Origin of the sequence: Prochlorococcus sp. MIT 1303 (assembly GCF_001631965.1) — a bacterium.
GTDB lineage: Bacteria > Cyanobacteriota > Cyanobacteriia > PCC-6307 > Cyanobiaceae > Prochlorococcus > Prochlorococcus marinus_D.
On the sequence record NZ_LVHK01000028.1, the window covers coordinates 22828 to 40904 of the forward strand.

Sequence of the window (18077 nt, forward strand, 5' to 3'; positions counted from 1 at the left end):
GAGAATGGGGAGATGACTGATGGCTCCATTGATACGGTGACCACTGCCACGTCTAATGCGGCAGGCCAATCTCCGAGTGTGCAGGTTGCCTCGCTTCTCGAGATGCCTCTGGAGGATGCTCGGATACACCTTGCCAAACTTTCTGCCCAGAAACGTCTTGAGTGGGCACTGAAGCAGTTTGGTCAAGGCTTTGTTCTGACAACGAGCTTCGGCATTCAATCAGCTGTTCTGCTGCATATGCTCCATGGTCTTGATGGTGGTTCGGTGGTCCCTGTGGTCTGGGTGGATACGGGCTATCTACCAGCTGAGACCTATTTCTATGCCGATCAGCTCACGCGTCAGCTTGGGTTGGCTTTAAAGGTGGTTCAAAGCCCAATGTCTCCCGCTCGGATGGAGGCTATCTATGGCCGACTCTGGGAGACAGGCTCGGTGAAGGATCTGGAGACATATCACCGTATTCGCAAGGTGGAGCCCCTCGAGCATGCTCTGGATGATCTCCATGTGCATTGCTGGGCCAGTGGGGTGCGCAGTGATCAGACCGACTATCGGCGCTCAATGGCTTTTTTGGACCTGATTCGTGATCGCCTTTCATTGAGGCCTTTACTCGACTGGACTCCCAAGGAGGTTTTCTATTACATGCAGGAGCATCAGTTGCCGCATCATCCTCTGTTTGAAAAGGGTTACTCCACGGTCGGCGATTTGCATTCCAGTGCTCCCGATGGGGGGGAGGCGTCTGGACGGGAGACACGCTTTGGAGGTCTTAAGCAGGAATGCGGCCTTCATCTCCCAGGTGTGTTGGGCGAAGGCATCTAAAGGTGGAGGTTGTTAGGCATTGCCTGTTGATTGGCAACAGTCGCTGGCATTGGGCCGAGTATCAGGCTGATGCATGGCAGTTTTGCCATAGCGTTCCCAATCCGCTCAAGCTTCAAACGCTTGAGGCCCCTCTTGTGGCATGGGCTGCTGTTGGTCCGATCCCTGCTGGAGTTGTCTTGGATCCGAACCTGCGCTTGGGGTTGGGGGATGTGCCCTTAAGCCGAATGCCTGTATGGCTCGGCATTGATCGAGCTTTGGCGGCCTGGGGTGCGTTAAGAAGAGCTCACACCAGCGGGATTTCGTCTTCAGGCCTGCTTGTGGCCGATGCCGGCACAGTGTTGAGCTTGACGCGAGTGACGGCCGCTGGTGATTTCGCTGGTGGACAGTTGGTGCCGGGTTTACGTCTGCAGCTACGTGCCATGGCGCAGGGGACCCAAGGTCTGATTGATCCAGGCATTGGCTCAGTTAGTGCTGAACCATTTCCTTTCGCAACGGCCGAGGCCATGCGTCGGGGCAGCCTCCAGGCACTGCTTGGCACTCTTCTAGAGGCTCAGCGTGAGGCGGCACTACCGCTTTGGTTATGTGGAGGTGATGCCTCGGTTCTTAAGGAAGCACTCAGTCAGAGGGGTCTTGATGTGGTGCATCATCCGAATCTTGTCTTGGAGGGGATGGTTGACGTGCACGATCGGATTAGTCGAGCCCCAAGTCTTTGAGGATTTGATCGGCCATGGTTGCGGCTTTCACCTTTAGATAAATCAGTTCCAGATTGCCCTTTGGATCTACGACAAAGCTATGGCGCATCATGCCCATGTATTCGCGTCCCATGAATTTTTTGAGCCCATAGCTTTCGTAGGAGCTGGCCACTGGGCAGGGTTCCGTGTCGCTAAGAAGGGTGAAAGGAATCTGATACTTGTTGATGAATTTGGTGTGGGATGTAGCACCGTCTTTGCTGATACCAAGCACCTTGATGTCATTGGCCTCGAAGCGTTCCCATTGGTCTCGGAAATTGCAGGCTTCCTTCGTGCAGCCAGGGGTGTCGTCCTTCGGATAGAAGTAGATCACAACCCGTTGACCTCTTAGTGATGCCAGCTGAACGAGGGTGCCGTCTTGATTGGGGAGATTGAAATCTGGTGCTGGATCACCAATCTGCAGGGTCATTGATGCCGCTTCAACTCAATAGCCGAAGCGTACTGGCGTTGTGGTTATTTCCGATGCAGGCTCCCTTGATGCCTATCAGTACGGAGGAGGAGCAATGGGCTGGGAGATTGTCTGCGCGGAGATCAAGGCAGTTCAGACAATCTCGTGGCTATGTACGTGATGCCCTCGCTGACCTGTGGCAAGTGTCTGCACTTGAGATTCCATTGCAGGCCCCTCCAGGCAAACCTCCAGAGCTGGCAAATGGTTGGGGATACATCAGCTTCAGTCACTGTCAAGATGCACTGCTGGTGGGTTGGTCGCCGCAACGGGTCGGGGTGGATTTGGAGCGTAGTGACCGTCCTATTGCTGCTGAGTTGCTTGCACGTCGTTATTTCTGTGCTGACGATCAGGCAGCTCTCTGCCATTTGAGGGGTGCGGCTTTGCGGGATGCCGTGCTTGAGCAATGGCTAAGTAAAGAAGCAGCGATTAAATGGCAGCGGGGCAGCCTGGCGGCGGATCTGATTCATTGGCGTTGTGGGGTCGACTCTGCGTTTGCTGTTCATGAGGTATTGGGGCATCAGGTCGATGTTCATCGAATTCATCACAACATTTGGAGCATGGCGGTGGTGAGTGATTTAAGTGCGATGTCTAATTCCCCAATGCTCTGCTTAGTTTGAGGGTCATTGTTGAGACGCTCATGCTCGGCATGCTGAGCTCACAGAAAGCCCCATCGCTTGTGGCCGCAGTCCTTTTGGCAGTGATGGGTTTGTTGGGGATGCATCAGGAGCAGGCGCTCATGGTTTCTGGAACTTGGTCGAGTGGTGAAGATGTGACGTCTCGCTTGGCGGAACGGGAGGCCACTCTCAACCTGCGCAGCGAGGCCGAAGCGTTGTTGTTGTCTTTCACCCGAGCTCAGATGACACGTTTCTATTGGGGTGAGTTTGCCTCGTCGTTGGATGAGCTGGGCCTGACTGTCGGAGAACCTCTCATCGCACATGTGCAACGATCAAAAAAACTCACCATGTTGTGGCTGGCTCCTCAACATGGTGAGGAAGCCTATTTAGCCATTGTTCGTCGTGACAGCAGCGGCACTAGGCTCGAGAGACTTCATTGCAGAGGCAATGTTTCCAGGTTGAAGAAACCCTTTTTGGGTAGTTGCCCAGATGGATGGAGTGCATTTTTGCCTTTAAAAAACATTTGAATATTGCGACATCAACTTGATTGGGCTTCTTGATTATTGGGGCACGAGGAGATTCGCGATCTTTCAGCCTTGGGGCAAGGCCAGTTTGATTACGGCCTGAAGTGCTGCCAAAAGTGTGATTTTGGAACAGGGCAATCAGATGTGTTGGCGAATCTATCTTTTGCAGCTAGTTTAGTTTGGATACCTATTCTCAATCGTCCGTGTTCAATCGTCTTGCCGCCGGTTTGCTTGCCGGTGCCTCTTTGTCGGTCCTAGCCGTCCCCGCGCAGGCAGGTACCAATTCACCCGTTCGCTGGAACTCCGGTGGTGCTGTTTGGACCACTACCTCCAACGACTTTGAAACTTTCTTGAGCACTGGTGAGACTAATCTTGATCGGGCTCTTGATCAAGGAATTGACCGTTCAGGTTGGTCTGCTGATGAAATTCAGCAGGGTATGACCAAAACCTATGACGTCGAATTGATCGACGTGACTCGTTTCCTCTACTCCGATGATGGGGTTGTCTTCCTTAAGAATCAGACCAAGAGCTACTTCCCTTACTGGAAGATGACCTCTACGGCTGTGCAGGGCCTTCGTGCAGCCATCATTGCTGATTCTGCTGATGGCAGCATCTCTTCACAGGGGATTATGGCAAACCTGCCTGTTGCTTTCCGTCTTGCCGACACCTGTAGCACCTATGACGGCAGCCAGAATGTTTGTGCAGATGGCAAGTGCCAGGGCGACGCTCAGTGCACCTCCCTGTTGTCTTGGTACGTATTTCTTCCTGCTTGTGTGCAGGCCAATCAGCTTGCTCCCAGATGGATTTATGGCGGCAAGACAACAGGTCAGACTTCCTCTAACGACTTGTCGTCCTACAGCTCGTCCCCCATTCGTGGTCTTTGGTGATCAGTTTTTGATCACAACTCTCAAGCCCTGGCATCGCCGGGGCTTTTTTTATTGCTGTTGGTCTTCCCGATGGCTTGGCAGTGTTAGTGGAGTCTGCGGCTGCCGATGATGCGTTGATGGATCAGGCGTTGGGGTAGTTGTTGTCCTCGCGTGCGCTTGAGCATGAGCTTCAGGTTTTCCAGAACCTCTAACGATGCATTGTTCGCTACTAGGTCTCGGTAGGGTTTCCCTTCACTGAGCCAGCGATGCTCAAGGCCCTCATCCACCTGCAACGTCAGGAGTTCCTCCCATCTCTCCCAGGTCAGCTGCCAGCCGCACTCCTTCAGGTTTTGTGCCAGGAGGGAATCGAGGCGCTGGCTTTCAAGCCAGATCTTTTCGCGAGTGATGAGTGGTGTTAGCAGGTTTCTCTCCGCGGGATTGGCTCCTTTGCTCTCTAGTAATTGCAGTAGGGCCTCGGCCGGCCCGATGTCTGCATGGCTGATCAGGAGCCTTAGACCGGTTTCATCGGTGCATCGCTGGCTGATCAGGCTCCAAAGTTTCTTCTGTTCTGTACCTGCAATGTCTTGGCTGGAGAGACGTCCCCCAATCCATTCGAACTGATGTTCTGCTGGTAATTCTTGGAGTGCATCGCTGCTTCCATCGATCAGTTCAGGGCGGATGATTGGGTCGAGCAGATCGAGTTGAGCTATTAGGCGCGCCTGATCCTGCGCTGTTGCGCAGAGGATTGTTACACCGCCTTCAGGCACTGCTTGAAGCGGATCGAGTGCCCAGAGCAAGGAGCGTCCGCCGATCATCAGAACTCGATGGTGGCGTTGGCAAGTCACTCCAGACCAGAGGCGTTCGCGCAGGTGGTTGAGGCGTTCTCCATCTTGGCTGAGCTGGCGTTGCACCCATCTCTCTAGTTGAGGGGTTTCTGGACCACTGCTAACGAGCAATGGGTTCTCCTGGGCTGATTCGCTTGCTGCGGCGAGCTGTGCTGCCCTTCGTTCCAGCATGAGCAGGCGCCGGTGCCCTTCCCAGCCTTTTTGGCTCGGTTGCCAGAAGACTTCTCCTTGCAGGGAGGTGGGTAGGTATTGCTGTGAAACCCAGTGTTCCGCAAAAGCATGGGGGTAGCGGTAGCCGACACCATCTCCAAATGCTGCTCCGTCACGATGGGCATCGCGGAGATGGCTGGGGACGTCTTGATGCTGGGCCTCCCGCACCGTGCGTAGGGCTTCGAAGAAACCCAGCACACTGTTGCTTTTTTCGGCGCAGGCCAAGTAAAGGGTGGCTTGTGCCAGGGGGTAGAGACCCTCCGGTAGGCCGATTCGCTCGAAGGCTGCAGCACAGGCTTCTACAATCACGATCGCCTGGGGATCAGCGAGGCCAATGTCCTCTCCAGCGGCAATGAGCATGCGTCTGAAGATGAAGCGTGGGTTTTCACCAGCCTCCACCATGCGCGCTAGCCAGAACAGAGCTGCATCGGCATCTGAGCCTCGTAGGGATTTGATGAAGGCACTAATGGTGTCGAAATGGGCATCCCCATGCTTGTCGTAGAGAACTGCCCGCTCCTGAATTGATTCTTCAGCGATGGCAAGGTTGATATGGATTGAGCCCTGTTCATTGGGACGGCTGCTCTCCACAGCGAGCTCGAGAGCATTGAGCAGACTGCGAGCATCGCCGTTGGCGACATTGACGAGATGGTTTGCAGCTGCTGTGCTGAGCATCACCTGACGATCGCCGTAGCCCCGCTCGCAATCTTGAAGAGCGTGTTTCAGGAGGCGATGGAGATCTTCACTCTCGAGGGCTTGTAGTCGGAACAGCCTGGAGCGGCTTACCAGCGCTTTGTTGACTTCGAAATAGGGGTTTTCCGTGGTGGCACCGATCAGTGTCACGGTGCCGTTCTCTACCCAGGGCAGCAGGGCATCTTGTTGGGCACTGTTAAAGCGGTGTACTTCGTCGATGAACAGAATGGTGCGTAAGCCATGTCGCTCTAGCCGCTGCTTAGCTGCATCTACTTCTTGGCGAAGTTCTTTAACCCCTGCCAGAACAGCATTGAGGCTGCTGAAGTTGGCACGGGTGTGGCCAGCGATAATCCTGGCCAGGGTGGTTTTACCAACACCTGGAGGACCATGTAGGAGCAAGTTGCCTACACGATCGGCAGCAATGGCTCGGCGTAGGAGACGTCCTTCCGCCAGGATCGAACCCTGGCCAACAAATTCCTCCAGGGTTCTAGGGCGCAGGCGATCAGCTAGTGGGGCATGGCGCTTTAGCTCCTGATCTCCCTGGTATGTGAACAGATCTTGATCCAATGAGCTCTGGCACTGGTGGACAATTCTTGCGCTAGGGGGTGACTTGTTGTCGTGAGCTGGAAACTTTCCATAATCAGGCTTGTTGAACAAGTCTTTAGTGCCGAATCAGCAGCGCGCTCTTGTCGTTTTTACGGTGCTGTTGCTTTGCGCCTGTGGCAAGGCGAAAATACCTTTCTCGCCGATTACCGTCAGCCAGATACCTGTGACGACGGCTCAATTTACGGACGATATCGATACGGTGAGCACCTTGGAGGCGAAGGATGAGGTGCATCTTGCTGCACAAGCTTCTGGTCGAATTATTGAGTTAAAGATTGATCAGGGTGATCAGGTTCAGCCTGGTCAGATGTTGGTTGTGCTTGATCAAGCTCAGATCCGTGCGGAATTGGCAGATTTCAAAGCTCAGGAGCAGAAGAACAAACTCAATTGGCAGCGATATGAATTCTTGGTCCCTCAAGGAGCTGCTTCGGCATTGGATCGAGATGAATACAAGGCCCAGTACATCGCCTCTCGAGAAAAGGTAAAAGCCACAGAAGCAACGCTTGCATATAGCAATTTGCGTTCTCCAATTTCAGGAATTGTGGCTGATGTTGATGTCAAGGTTGGAGATGTTATCCGTTCTGGTGATCCATTCACCAAATTGATCAGAAACAACTGGCTTTTTGCTCGAGTTGAGGTGCCTGCCATATTCTCTGATCGGATCAAGATTGGCTTGCCTGTCTTTTTAAGCAAGACTGGATCGTCAGATGTGATGGCGGCTGGTGAAATTAATTCTGTGGGCCCGACTGTAAATAGAACTACCCAGGGCTTACTAGTGAAGGCAGCCTTTGAGAATGGTAATGGATCGTTGCGAAATGGCCAGCGCTTGCGAACGCGGGTTCAATTGGATACTAGAGAGGAGTTGTCTGTTCCGTTTGCTGCGGTAACACAAACTTCGGGCCAGAGCTTTGTTTATCGAGTGGGAAGCTTCCAAGAGCTTGAGGCTTTTTCTGGCAATATTTCTCTTGATAAACTTCGTAAGTTACCCCCCTCCACACGTTTTGCTTTGCAGACCCCTGTGACGTTGGGAAAATTACAGAAGCAGCATTATGCAGTTACAAAAGGGCTCAAACTTGGCGAGCAGGTGATCACAACAAATCTTTTGAAATTGAGACATGGCATGCCTATTTCTGTTAAAAACTGAGGTAAATAGATGTCTGCATCAAATAACTTTATTACGCGACCTGTTTTAGCAACAGTTTGCAGTTTGTTGATTGTCATTGCGGGACTAATATCTATCCCTATTTTGCCAGTTGAAATGCTTCCGGATATTGCTCCGCCAACAGTAAAAGTAAATTCAATTTACACCGGTGCCGATGCTGAATCGGTTGAGCAGGGTGTGACCAGTGTGCTGGAGCAGCAGATTAATGGTGTGGAGAATATGGACTATTTAACTTCCTCAAGCTCGGCTGATGGGGTTAGCTCGATTGCTGTTGCGTTCGAAAGTGGTAGTAATAGCGACATTAATCAAGTTAATGTTCAGAACAGGGTTGCGCTGGCAGAGCCACAGTTGCCGGAAGAAGTGCGCAAGGCAGGGGTGAGTGTTAATAAGGCTTCTAATTCCATCTTGCTTCTTTATAATTTTGTTAGCGAAGATCCAAGTAATATTGAATATAGTATAGAAACGATTAGTGGGCTGCTAGATCTGGGCCTAACGGACGAGGTTAAGCGGGTTAAGGGAGTAGGTGAAGTGACCTACTTTGGTAATCGTAAGGTTGCTTTTAGGCTTTGGCTGGACAATGAAAAGCTTGAGGTTTTTGGCCTGACTTCAGCTGATGTAATGGGAGCGATTGAAAGCCAGAACCGTTTGGTTCCTGCTGGGAATATAGGAGGTGAACCATCTGCAGAAGGGCAGATATTTACTTTTTCTGTGCAATTAAATGGCCGCCTTGTGAGCATTGGAGACTTTGAAAATATGGTCGTTAGAACCACAGAGGATGGTGGATTAGTGAGGTTCAGTGATGTTGGTCGTGTTGTGCTTGGTGGTGAAAGCTATTCCAACAGCGCTACGGATTTGCAGGGAGTCCCTTCTGTGAGTATGGCTGTTTATCAATTGAGTGGCAGCAATGCTCTTGAGGTTTCTAATGGAGTAAAAGATGTTCTTGAAGAATTTACCGCCAAAATGCCTGTCGGCATGAAGATGGAGAAAATCTATGACAATACAGACTTTATTAATGCATCAATTAATGGAGTGACCAATTCGCTTAGAGATGCGATCATTTTGGTGGTTCTTATTCTGTTTGTATTTTTACAGAATTGGAAAGCTACTTTGGTGCCTGGTATTGCCATCCCTGTTGCGCTTGTAGGCACATTCTCTCTGGTTTTAGGGTTTGGCTTCTCGCTCAACCAGCTCACTTTATTTGGATTGGTTCTTGCTACAGGATTAGTGGTTGATGATGCAATCACAGTGATTGAAGATACCTCAACCAAGAAAGCATCAGGGATGACTGCCTTGGAAGCTGCGAAGTCAACAATGGATGAGCTTTTTTCTGCAGTTATTGCTACATCCTTGGTTCTTTTCTCAGTGTTTTTGCCAGTGTTGTTTTTTCCTGGCGCTACGGGTTCGATCTACAAGCAGTTTGCAGCAACGATTATTTTCGCTATCGCGATTTCTACCTTTAATGCTTTAACTTTTTCTCCCATGCTTTCTGCCTTGCTTTTGGGCCGGGAAGGCACAGCTCCGGGACGTAATACATATGCAATTTCTGGTGCAGTCATTGGGTTTATCTACGGACTATTAGTTGTTGGTGGTGGTGCGGCGCTGGCCTTGATCCCTACGGCAATGGCTGCAATTCTTGGATTTGTGCTTTCTCGCTTGACTGGCGGTTCGTTGAGGCTGCCATTTTCTGTTGCAGGGGCTGTGATTGGCCTTCTCATCGCAGGAGTTTCAAATCCCTTGCCAGTCGTTTTATTCGCTGGCCTTGGCTTGACCTTGGGTTGGTATACACCATGGATTTTTAGTCATTTCAATCGCATTTATTCCGTCTTTGAGCAGCGCTATGCCGATCTGCTCGAGTGGGTTCTTGGCCGCCGTTCTCTTGTGATGGGAATTCTTGCGGTAGGCGTTCTGCTTACCGGGGTTGCTTTTACTGCGATTCCAGGTGGATTTGTGCCTACTGAAGACCAGGGCTATGCCATCGGCGTGTTGCAGGCCCCAGAAGGTGTGTCTACTAAGGTCACCGAGAAGATTAATCAGCAAGTTGCTGAGATATTGCGCAGCGAACCCGATATCACTTCAGCAGCAATTTTTAGTGGAGCAAGTTTTGATGGCAATAGCCCTAATAAAGGATTGTTTTTTATTGGGATGCGTAATTGGGATGAGCGCAAAAATCGTGATCAATCTGCTGATGCAATTGTTGGACGGCTCAATCAGAAGTTCTTTGGGGCTATTGATGGCGCGAGGATTTTTGTTGTAGAGCCACCTGCGATTCCTGGCTACGGCATTGGCAGTGGATTTGAGTTCCAATTACTTGATAAGAGTGGAGGTGCTTATGGCTTAAACAACTTCTTTGCCTCGGCTGGTCAAATTATTCAGCAGGCGAATGCAAATCCATTGTTGAGCAGTGTAAGGACTTTATTCTCTCCTGAATCTCCGCAGCTACGAGTTGAGGTCGATAGGGATATTATGGCCTCTCTTGATGTTGACTTCAGCTCTGCAATGCGTGTGTTTAGCGCTAATTTTGCAGGCGCCTATGTTAATGATACCTTCCAGGGAGGCAAGGTTCGCCGTGTTTATGTTCAGGCCGATGAACTGGGTCGGTCTGCTCCTGAAAAGCTAGCTTCAATTTACGTTAAGAATCGTGCGGGTGAGCAGATTCAGCTCTCGGAGTTTTTAACAGTTGAACCTTCTGTTGGGCCAAGTGTGATCTCTCACTTTAACCTTTACAGATCGATAAAAATAGAAGGATCACCTGCTGCTGGTAAGAGCTCGGGGCAGGCAATTAATGGTATGAAGGAGCTTTTTGCAGCTCAGAATCTTAAGAGCCTCGGATTTGACTGGACAGGGATATCTCGAGAGGAAGTAAAAGCTGGTGCACTAGCTGTTGTGATTTTTGCATTGGGAATTTTGGTGGTTTATCTCGTGCTTGCAGCTCAATACGAGAGTTATGTAGACCCTCTGATTATTTTGATGACAGTTCCTACTGCAATGCTTGGAGCCTTGTTGTTTCTGGCATTGCGTGGCGAGGTTCTCAACATTTATGCACAGGTTGGCCTTGTGATGTTGATTGGTCTAGCTGCTAAAAATGGGATCTTGATTGTTGATTTGGCTAATCAACGCATGGCTGAGGGAGTTACGGCTCTTGAAGCAGCAAGGCAGGCAGCCAAGTCGAGACTTAGGCCCATCATTATGACTGCTATTTCGTCTCTTTTTGGCTTTATGCCGTTGGTCTTGGCTAGCGGAGCAGGAGCCCGCAGCCAAGCTTCTCTTGGCACGGTTGTATTCGGTGGCCTTTTGGTTGCCACTTTCCTTTCGCTGTTTGTTGTGCCTGTCTTTTATGTCGTTGTTAAAGCTCTTGTAGGCACCTTTAGTGATACAGAACAAGGCAACACCAATTTACTTGATTCGGGAAACTCCTCTGGGTAGGGATAAACCAATGAACCGCTCTCGCTCAATAAGAAATAAGCCCTTCAGCGGTACGAGGGTATTGATAGCGCTGCTGGTGGGGTTCTTACTCGGAGGTCTTGTTGCCCTCTTTTTGCGTACGGTGATCTCAAACACTCCTGCAGACATTCACAGTCAGAGGCTGAACCTTTTTTTCATCATGGTCACGCTATCTGGAGCTCTTGGAGCAGTGGTCATTGAGAGCATGCGCCAGCTGCAACAAAGCAGCACCGAGGCGGAGTATCACCGCCGCCAACGGGAGTGGTGGCTGCGCTGAGATCAAGTGATCACCGTTGGTCGTTGCATCCCAGTGCGCTTTTGAATTTCGGCAAGCGCATCGATGCCATTGATGAGATCGGCTAGAGCATGCTGGGGATCTTGGTTTAAGTTGCCATGACTCGGTTCGTACCGTTCTAGATAAACGCGCAATGTGGCACCTTTGGTGCCGGTGCCCGAGAGTCGAACCACGACTCTGCTGCCGTCTTCCAGCAGGATGCGTAGACCCTGAGATTGTGTCTCTGAGCCATCCACAGGATCGCTATATCTAAAATTGTCTGCCTGGCTCACTTGGCGCCCGGCGAATGGTTGACCGATTAGTCGAGGAAGCATGCTCTCCAACCGGTTGTACAGACCATGAGCCTTTTCATTAGCAATCGCCTCGTAGTCATGACGGGAGTAGTAATGGCGTCCAAAACGACTCCAATGCTGTGTCATCACATCAGCGACGCTGCACCGTCGCGCTGTCAGGATCTGAAGCCAGAAGAGCACTGCCCATAGTCCATCCTTCTCACGCACGTGGTTGCTGCCAGTGCCGAAGCTTTCTTCACCACAGAGGGTGATTCGACCTGCATCAAGCAGGTTGCCGAAAAACTTCCACCCGGTGGGAGTTTCAAAACAGTCGATATTGAGTTCTTTGGCCACAACATCCACTGCGGCGCTCGTGGGCATGGAGCGGGCCACACCAGCTAGCCCATCGGCATAGGCCGGTGCAACGTTGGCATTAGCAGCCAGGATTGCAAGGCTGTCACTTGGGTTAACGAAGCAACCTCTGCCCAGGATCATGTTGCGGTCGCCATCACCATCGCAGGCGGCACCGAAGCTGTAGGACTTGCCATTGAGGAGGAGGTCTGCCAGTTCAGCGGCGTAGGTGAGGTTGGGATCTGGGTGCCCTCCACCAAAATCCTCAAGCGGAACTCCGTTGCGCACAGTGCCAGTCGGGGCACCGAGAAGTCCTTCCAGTAGCCGTTGTGCATAGGGACCAGTGACAGCATGCATAGCATCAAACACGACTGGGAAGTCGGTTTTGATGAGGTCTTTGATGCGCCCGAAGTCGAACAACTTCTGCATCAGCTCTACATAGTCTTCAACGCCGTCGATCACATCTACAGCCATGGCCCCGATGGCATGGTGGCCGGGGGCTTCAAGTGGGATTACGTCTGCATCGACAAGGCTGTATCTCTCTAAAGCTTGGCTACATGCGTAGATCGCGTTTGTGAGTGATTCGGCTGCTGGCCCACCATTGGCACCGTTGACTTTGACGCCGAAGTCGCCATCTGGACCACCTTGGTTGTGGCTCGCGGAAAGGATGATTCCTCCGATGGCCTTATTGGCACGGATGAGATGGGATGCTGCCGGCGTGGAGAGAATGCCGTTTGTGGTGGTGATCACTCGGCTTAGGCGATGAGCAGCACCCATACGCAGGATCACATCAATGGCGCGGTGATTGCCGTAGCGACCATCTCCCCCCAAGATCAGAGTCCCCCCCTCAACGCCAGGAAGGGTTTGGAAGATTGCTTCAATGAAGCTCTCCAGGTAATTGGTTTGTTCGAATTGCTTGCTGCTTTTGCGTAGGCCGGAGGTCCCTGGTTTTTGGTCGTTGAAGGGTGTGTTCAGATGTACCTGGCGCTGTGTGGGTCCCGTCTGGGCCGAGCTGGTCATCAGAGACGAAGGCAGTTCTTCATCGAACCTAATCAAACGCAATCATCGATTCTGTTTTGGCCCCCTCCAGTTCTCGCGGCTAGTGTTCGCAAAGATCATTGAGAGGAGCTGAGATGCAGCTCAGTTGTTGGGGAATGGGCCGCCAAGCCTATGGGCTGGCTTTGGCTGGGGCCATGCTGTTTTTAACAACTCCGTCGATGGCGTTTAAAGGAATTCGTCAGATCCCTTATCCGCAAGCCGAACAGGTCACGCGTACAGCTGCTGAGGCTGTGATTGTGAGGTCGGGCAGTGAAAGCTGCTTGCGCGGAAAGCTAACAAATGCCCTGCTCGATCTCACCATGAGCTGCAGCGCAACAGGTCGGTCGTCCTCATTGTGCAAATTGGCGACTCAAGTTGCCTCTCAAGAAGGAGAGTTCAGTCTTGCTCAGATGACGACAACAGCAGAGACATTGTTGGATTTACTCGGCACTGATTCTGTCGAACCTTGATTGTTGAGCTTAGGTATGACTTCAGGTTCATGACAGGGAGCCATCACCTGAATGTTCAGGATTTGGGGTTGCTCTTACACAGCCTCAAACAGGCCAGCAGATTCGCATTTCATTGAGGCAGTAGGTGATCAAGATGATCTCCACATCAATTGCTTGCTGCGTGCTTGCTGGTTCAGCTTTGTTGGGGGGCTAGACCACCTTGTTGGGAAGGCTTAGGAGCTGTTTGTTTTGCTGGATTGATGCAAATGATGGAGAGTCGTTTAGCGGGCTGATCGATGGCATCCCTGCGCTGGAAGTTGTTTTTAGGGACCTTGTTGGCCACCTGAAGCAAATCCCAGACGACATCCTTGCAAGAGGATGGCAAACGGGGGTGGTCTAGTAAAGGATCGATCAATTCTCGGGTGCTGCTGCAGGCTTCCGCATCATTGTCTCGAGAGCAGGCATAGGCCTGAAGCTGGATGCTGCGCAGCTCCTCTCTGGTTGGGAATGGAATGTATTCCACATCACTGCGTGCAGCAGGTGCAGACATGGCAAACAGGCTGAGTATGGCCAATGCCGGATGGATTTTGAGCGGGCTCATGGGGACATTCTGCCCTGGATGAGTTGATTGTGGCTCAGGCTTTGCGATCGGTGAATGGGTTGTTATCTGGATCTTGCAAGCTTATTTGTAGGTAAACTAATCTTTTGCTCCCAAATCTTCTGCCCATTCGATTGCACCGAGATGCGCTCCGAGTGCAATCAGGCCAGCAATGACTGCGATTACGTAGTTGGCACCTTCCTGATCGATCGCCTCGCCGATATGGAAGCCGGCCACGGCCCATAGCGCCGTCATGGCAATGCAGAACAGGATATTCAAAATAGGGGTGACCATCACGATCACTCCTCCCAGGAATATTCCTCCTCCCCACCACCAGCTCTGCATTCCGATGTCGAATGCAACGGCTATCACGATGATTTCAAAAATGACCAGAGATGAGGCATCGTCATTGAACTTGGCCTGTGTGAAACCTGCTCTTGTTGTCTCAGGCTTCATTTTGTTGAATGCCGTTAGAGACACATTCGACTAATGCCACTATTGTTCCTATTCAAAAATTATGTATATCACTAAGATGTCTGCTACCAATGTTTCTTTCAATCGTCGAGAAGTGAATGCTTTTCGCCAGATGGAGGATGCCTTAATGCATAAGACCAGGCTTGCGAGGTCTGGTTGCTGCAAGGTTGCAATGGAGGATTTTTACTTTAAACACTTTCCAAGACGATGAATATCAAGCTGGCAAGGACGAATGAGGCTCGCTTAAGTGAGATGCTGAGCAAGAACTCTCGCTATGGGTCGGTAGAGAATATAATCAACGAAGCATTATCAATGTTCTATCTCGCAGAGAAGAAAAGAGGATTTAGATAGCATTCACGCATGTAACGTTAGGTTCACGCATTGTTGTTTGCAATCACGAATAGCTTTTCTGTCTTTTACTTAATCTTTCGACAATGCTGGTTGAATCAGTCTTGTCCTGACATCGCGCAAACTCATCCTTTTCAAGGGCTGTATTATGGTTTCAATTCCAGCATGACAGTGGATAAAGGCTTGCAGGTCTACTTGGAACGCTTTGTTGCCTTGGGAGGCATTGCGGAAAATGTTTGCCAAAGAGAAGGAGAGTTTGGACGTGGCATATTTCCGATTGATCCCTCGCGTAGCGCAAAAATAATGACTCCGAGGAGCCTTTTGATTAATCATGCAAACATAAGTATTCATGACGGTGAAATTATTATAAAAGATAAAACATGCTTTACGGCTGAAGAGAGTGTATTTATTGAGTCATACTATAACAATCATTCATGGGGCAGCAATGGCAATGTCGATTCAATTAACTATTTAAATTTTATTTCCAAGGCTTGCGAGTCGGTCAAGAACGCACTCGTTAACTTTGCATTTGTTGACAAGAATCTCCTGAGCCTTGGCGTTAGTCCGCAATCCATTTTCAAGAGGTTTGTAGATGAAAGAGTTTTTGTGTTTGAGGGTAATAGTGTGCTTGCGCCTTTGATGGAGCTAATTAACCATAGTGCTTATGCGTTGCCATTCCGCGTTACTGCAAGCGGACTTCACTCTCCTGCCTTTGAAAGAGGTTCTACAGAGTTATTGAGTAAATATAGTCCAAAAAATAGTTCTATGAGTATTTGGAAGAAATACGGATTTGCATGTAGATGTATTGTTGCCTATAGCATTCCATTTGAAATCAGTATAAATAATGAATCTGTTAGCGTTCGCTGTTTTGGGCAGCTTGGCTTGGGTCACAGGGAAAATAAAAGTTTCTCTTTGGTTGCTGATGCGCTTTCAATTAAATCGCTCCCTGTTGGATGCTTGTCTGCCAGTCTCCCATTTGCAACCTTTAATTCGATTTTGTGCTCTGCGGGGTTGTCAGTAGATGTTGCGAAGAGCTTATTCCCAAAAGTGCGTGAGATTAATATAAAAGCTAGGAGTAATCTCCTTAGTACTCTTCAGGAGCCTGGTTTGGGTGCACAGGCTGAATTGTATAAGGCTTTGGAGTATGAGATTGAACTAATCGAAAGTTCATTGGACGGATGATTTGTCAGCTGTAAGGGTCTCGAGGGCAAATTTTTTGCCCATCGAGGAGATCGTTTCTACGAAATTCAAGTCATTCAAGTTGTCATTATTTTTTTCGAGGACTTGAAGAGCGATGCTCTTTAAATCCTTAAGGTCTCCGTCTACATGAATATTCAACAGGTTTGCTAGTGCAGTAGGGTTATCTGGTTCGAGCTCTAGAGATTTGAGAGTGGAGGTAAGAGCTTGATCAAGGTTGCCGAGATCTATATAGATGCTGCCCAGATTCATGTGGGCAGTGGGGTTATGGGGCTGGAGTTCTAGACATTTAAGGGTGGAAGCAAGAGCTTGATCGAGCTCACCGAGATCTTTGTAGATGCCGCCCAGGTTGATGTGGGCATCGGGGTTATCAGGCTTGAGGTCTATAGATTTGAGAGTGGAGGCAAGAGCTTGCTCAAGGTTGCCAAGATTTTTGTAGATGCCGCCCAGGTTAATGTGGGCAGTGGGGTTATCAGGCTTGAGCTCGAGAGATTTGAGGGTTGAGGTAAGAGCTTGCTCAAGGTTGCCGAGATCTTTGTAGATGTTGCCCAGGTTCATGTGGGCAGTGGGGTTATCAGGCTTGAGCTCTAGGGACTTGAGGGTGGAGGCAAGAGCTTGATCAAGGTTGCCGAGATTTTTGTAAATGTTACCCAGATTCGTGTGGGCATCGGAGTTATTAGGGTCAAGATCAAGAACTTTTTGTGTCGCTGGCAATGCTTCTTGATATCGACCTTCATTCATAAGAGCAGTCCCTATATTTCCCCACGCCTCAACAAATGCCTCGTCAATCTGAATGGCTATCTGGAATGCCTCTATGGCTGCGTTGTTTTCACCAGTTTCAAGCAAGCAGAGTCCAAGATTGAATGGAATGAGCTTGTTCTTTGGTCTATTGATATTCAATTTTTTGTATTCAACAATTGCTTCATCGAATTGCCTGAGATTTTGATATGCCTGTGCTAAAAGAAATGAGCATTGTTCGCTGGGCGCAAGAGCTGATGCTTTTTCGAGTGATTCAATGGCTGCTGCTTCCTGCCCTTTCTGTAGGAGCAAATGCCCTAGATTGAGAAGCGAGTTGCTTGCTTTTGAATTAACTTTTAATTCCTTCTGATAGCACTTAATGGCTTGGTCGAGCTTGCCTTTATTCTGAAAGACAATTCCAAGAATTTCGTTGAGTTTTGGAGCATTTGCGTTGATTGCTAGGGCTTTTTCTGCAAATGATGCTGCTTGATCGAGATCTCCTAGTGCCAGAAAGCTTGCTGCTGCTCCCACGTATGCCTGGATAAGGTTTGGGTCTGCCTGTATAGCGCGCTTGAATAGATTGATTGCTTCTCGATAGCTGCCTGACTGCCTCTTGAGGTTGGCAATGTTGTTGATGGCAGGCGCATAGGTTTTCTTGAGTTTCAGTGCTTTTTCGTACCATTGCAGAGCATTATCGGTATTACCAAGATTTGAAAAGATGTTGCCTATGTCTTTCGCGATTTCTGGATCGCTCCCGTCAAGTTGATTGGCTTTGACCAGGAATTGCTGTGCTTTGTCAAGTTGCCCTAGAGCGAGTAAGGATTTTCCTGCGTACTTATATGCATATACCTCCTCAGGATTTCCCTGTAGAGCATTTTGGCAAGCCTGTAGGCATTCCTTATGGCGACCAGCGGCTGAGAGCTCTTGGATGCGTTCTCGGTCTGCCACTCGTTCAAGAGCTTGGCGGGAGCATCATATTTTAAGAGTCTTCGAAGCCATTTCTCAAGACATTCTCACTCCCGCTCGATTCCATTCCCGCAGCGAGCCTGCTGCCGATCCAGCTTGTGTTGTATTCGTGGTGTGATTCCCAGCTCAGCACTTCGCCACATCCGATTCATTTCACGAGTGGAATGGGCGGCAAGCTTGGGTGAGTGAATCACCAGCAGTGTTTCGTCATTAGTGTGTGCGGCAGCGGGCGACCAGTTGAAGTTGCCTGTGACCACTGTTTTGTTGTCGATCACTGCGAACTTGTGGTGCAGCTTGTCTCCGTTCGACAGTCTCGGTGTACCTACCCCTTGTAGAGGGACTGCGAATGGTTTGTTACCTACTTCCAGCTTGCAACGATGATCTGG

At 50.0% G+C, this 18077-nt stretch carries 17 protein-coding genes; 10 read left to right on the plus strand and 7 right to left on the minus strand.

Going from position 1 to position 18077, the window contains the following annotated elements; genetic code table 11:
- Positions 1–12 precede the first annotated feature (12 nt).
- Complete coding sequence (locus tag PMIT1303_RS01475) at positions 13–813, plus strand: phosphoadenylyl-sulfate reductase (RefSeq protein WP_063397230.1); 801 nt, start codon at positions 13–15, stop codon at positions 811–813.
- Positions 771–1526, plus strand: a complete 756-nt coding sequence (locus PMIT1303_RS01480) for a type III pantothenate kinase (RefSeq protein WP_063397231.1) — start codon at positions 771–773, stop codon at positions 1524–1526. The genes PMIT1303_RS01475 and PMIT1303_RS01480 overlap by 43 nt, the downstream gene beginning before the upstream one ends.
- On the opposite strand, the gene bcp is transcribed toward PMIT1303_RS01480, so the two are convergent.
- Positions 1504–1971: a thioredoxin-dependent thiol peroxidase gene (gene bcp / locus PMIT1303_RS01485; RefSeq protein ID WP_011824944.1), complete on the minus strand. Its 468-nt coding sequence runs from the start codon at positions 1969–1971 to the stop codon at positions 1504–1506. The two genes, PMIT1303_RS01480 and bcp, sit on opposite strands and share 23 nt — an antisense overlap.
- 2 nt (positions 1972–1973) lie before the next feature.
- Here bcp and PMIT1303_RS01490 point away from each other — a divergent pair, with 2 nt between their 5' ends.
- The 3 genes from PMIT1303_RS01490 (at position 1974) to PMIT1303_RS01500 (ending at position 4035) form a co-directional block, all read left to right on the plus strand.
- Entirely contained in the window at positions 1974–2627 is a 654-nt protein-coding gene (locus PMIT1303_RS01490) for a 4'-phosphopantetheinyl transferase superfamily protein (protein WP_063397232.1), read from the plus strand.
- A 29-nt stretch (positions 2628–2656) separates the two neighbouring features.
- On the plus strand, positions 2657–3151 hold the full coding sequence (locus tag PMIT1303_RS01495) for a thymidylate synthase (protein WP_231901206.1): 495 nt from the start codon (positions 2657–2659) through the stop codon (positions 3149–3151).
- Positions 3152–3351: 200 nt separating this feature from the next.
- Complete coding sequence (locus PMIT1303_RS01500; protein ID WP_231901208.1) at positions 3352–4035, plus strand: protein phosphatase; 684 nt, start codon at positions 3352–3354, stop codon at positions 4033–4035.
- An 83-nt stretch (positions 4036–4118) separates the two neighbouring features.
- Here PMIT1303_RS01500 and PMIT1303_RS01505 read toward each other — a convergent pair whose 3' ends face one another.
- Positions 4119–6326 (minus strand): AAA family ATPase, encoded by a 2208-nt coding sequence (locus PMIT1303_RS01505; protein WP_063397235.1) that lies wholly within the window; start codon positions 6324–6326, stop codon positions 4119–4121.
- A 97-nt stretch (positions 6327–6423) separates the two neighbouring features.
- On the opposite strand from PMIT1303_RS01505, the gene PMIT1303_RS01510 reads away from it, so the two are divergent.
- Genes PMIT1303_RS01510 through PMIT1303_RS01520 form a run of 3 tightly spaced genes read left to right on the plus strand, consistent with a single transcriptional unit; the run spans position 6424 to position 11242 of the window.
- On the plus strand, positions 6424–7506 hold the full coding sequence (locus PMIT1303_RS01510; RefSeq protein WP_063397236.1) for an efflux RND transporter periplasmic adaptor subunit: 1083 nt from the start codon (positions 6424–6426) through the stop codon (positions 7504–7506).
- 9 nt (positions 7507–7515) lie between these two features.
- Positions 7516–10947, plus strand: a complete 3432-nt coding sequence (locus tag PMIT1303_RS01515) for an efflux RND transporter permease subunit (protein WP_063397237.1) — start codon at positions 7516–7518, stop codon at positions 10945–10947.
- A gap of 10 nt (positions 10948–10957) precedes the next feature.
- Positions 10958–11242: a hypothetical protein gene (locus PMIT1303_RS01520; RefSeq protein ID WP_063397238.1), complete on the plus strand. Its 285-nt coding sequence runs from the start codon at positions 10958–10960 to the stop codon at positions 11240–11242.
- 2 nt (positions 11243–11244) lie between these two features.
- On the opposite strand, the gene PMIT1303_RS01525 is transcribed toward PMIT1303_RS01520, so the two are convergent.
- Complete coding sequence (locus tag PMIT1303_RS01525) at positions 11245–12903, minus strand: alpha-D-glucose phosphate-specific phosphoglucomutase (protein WP_063397239.1); 1659 nt, start codon at positions 12901–12903, stop codon at positions 11245–11247.
- Positions 12904–13037: 134 nt separating this feature from the next.
- Here PMIT1303_RS01525 and PMIT1303_RS01530 point away from each other — a divergent pair, with 134 nt between their 5' ends.
- Positions 13038–13391: a hypothetical protein gene (locus PMIT1303_RS01530; protein WP_231901209.1), complete on the plus strand. Its 354-nt coding sequence runs from the start codon at positions 13038–13040 to the stop codon at positions 13389–13391.
- Between the two features lie 172 nt (positions 13392–13563).
- Here the strand turns inward: PMIT1303_RS01530 and PMIT1303_RS01535 are convergent, their stop codons facing one another.
- Both PMIT1303_RS01535 and PMIT1303_RS01540 read right to left on the minus strand, forming a co-directional pair.
- Positions 13564–13971 (minus strand): hypothetical protein, encoded by a 408-nt coding sequence (locus PMIT1303_RS01535; RefSeq protein WP_063397241.1) that lies wholly within the window; start codon positions 13969–13971, stop codon positions 13564–13566.
- Between the two features lie 96 nt (positions 13972–14067).
- The gene (locus PMIT1303_RS01540) at positions 14068–14424 is read right to left on the minus strand and encodes a hypothetical protein (RefSeq protein WP_063397242.1); all 357 of its coding nucleotides are present in this window, start codon (positions 14422–14424) and stop codon (positions 14068–14070) included.
- 399 nt (positions 14425–14823) lie between these two features.
- Between PMIT1303_RS01540 and PMIT1303_RS01545 the strand changes: the two genes are divergently transcribed.
- Positions 14824–15972 (plus strand): hypothetical protein, encoded by a 1149-nt coding sequence (locus PMIT1303_RS01545; RefSeq protein ID WP_231901211.1) that lies wholly within the window; start codon positions 14824–14826, stop codon positions 15970–15972.
- Here the strand turns inward: PMIT1303_RS01545 and PMIT1303_RS01550 are convergent.
- Entirely contained in the window at positions 15958–17673 is a 1716-nt protein-coding gene (locus PMIT1303_RS01550) for a tetratricopeptide repeat protein (RefSeq protein WP_063397244.1), read from the minus strand. The genes PMIT1303_RS01545 and PMIT1303_RS01550 overlap by 15 nt on opposite strands.
- Before the next feature lie 65 nt (positions 17674–17738).
- Positions 17739–18077, minus strand: a 339-nt coding sequence (locus PMIT1303_RS01555; RefSeq protein ID WP_231901213.1) for a phospholipase D-like domain-containing protein, incomplete at its 5' end; no start/stop codon positions are given.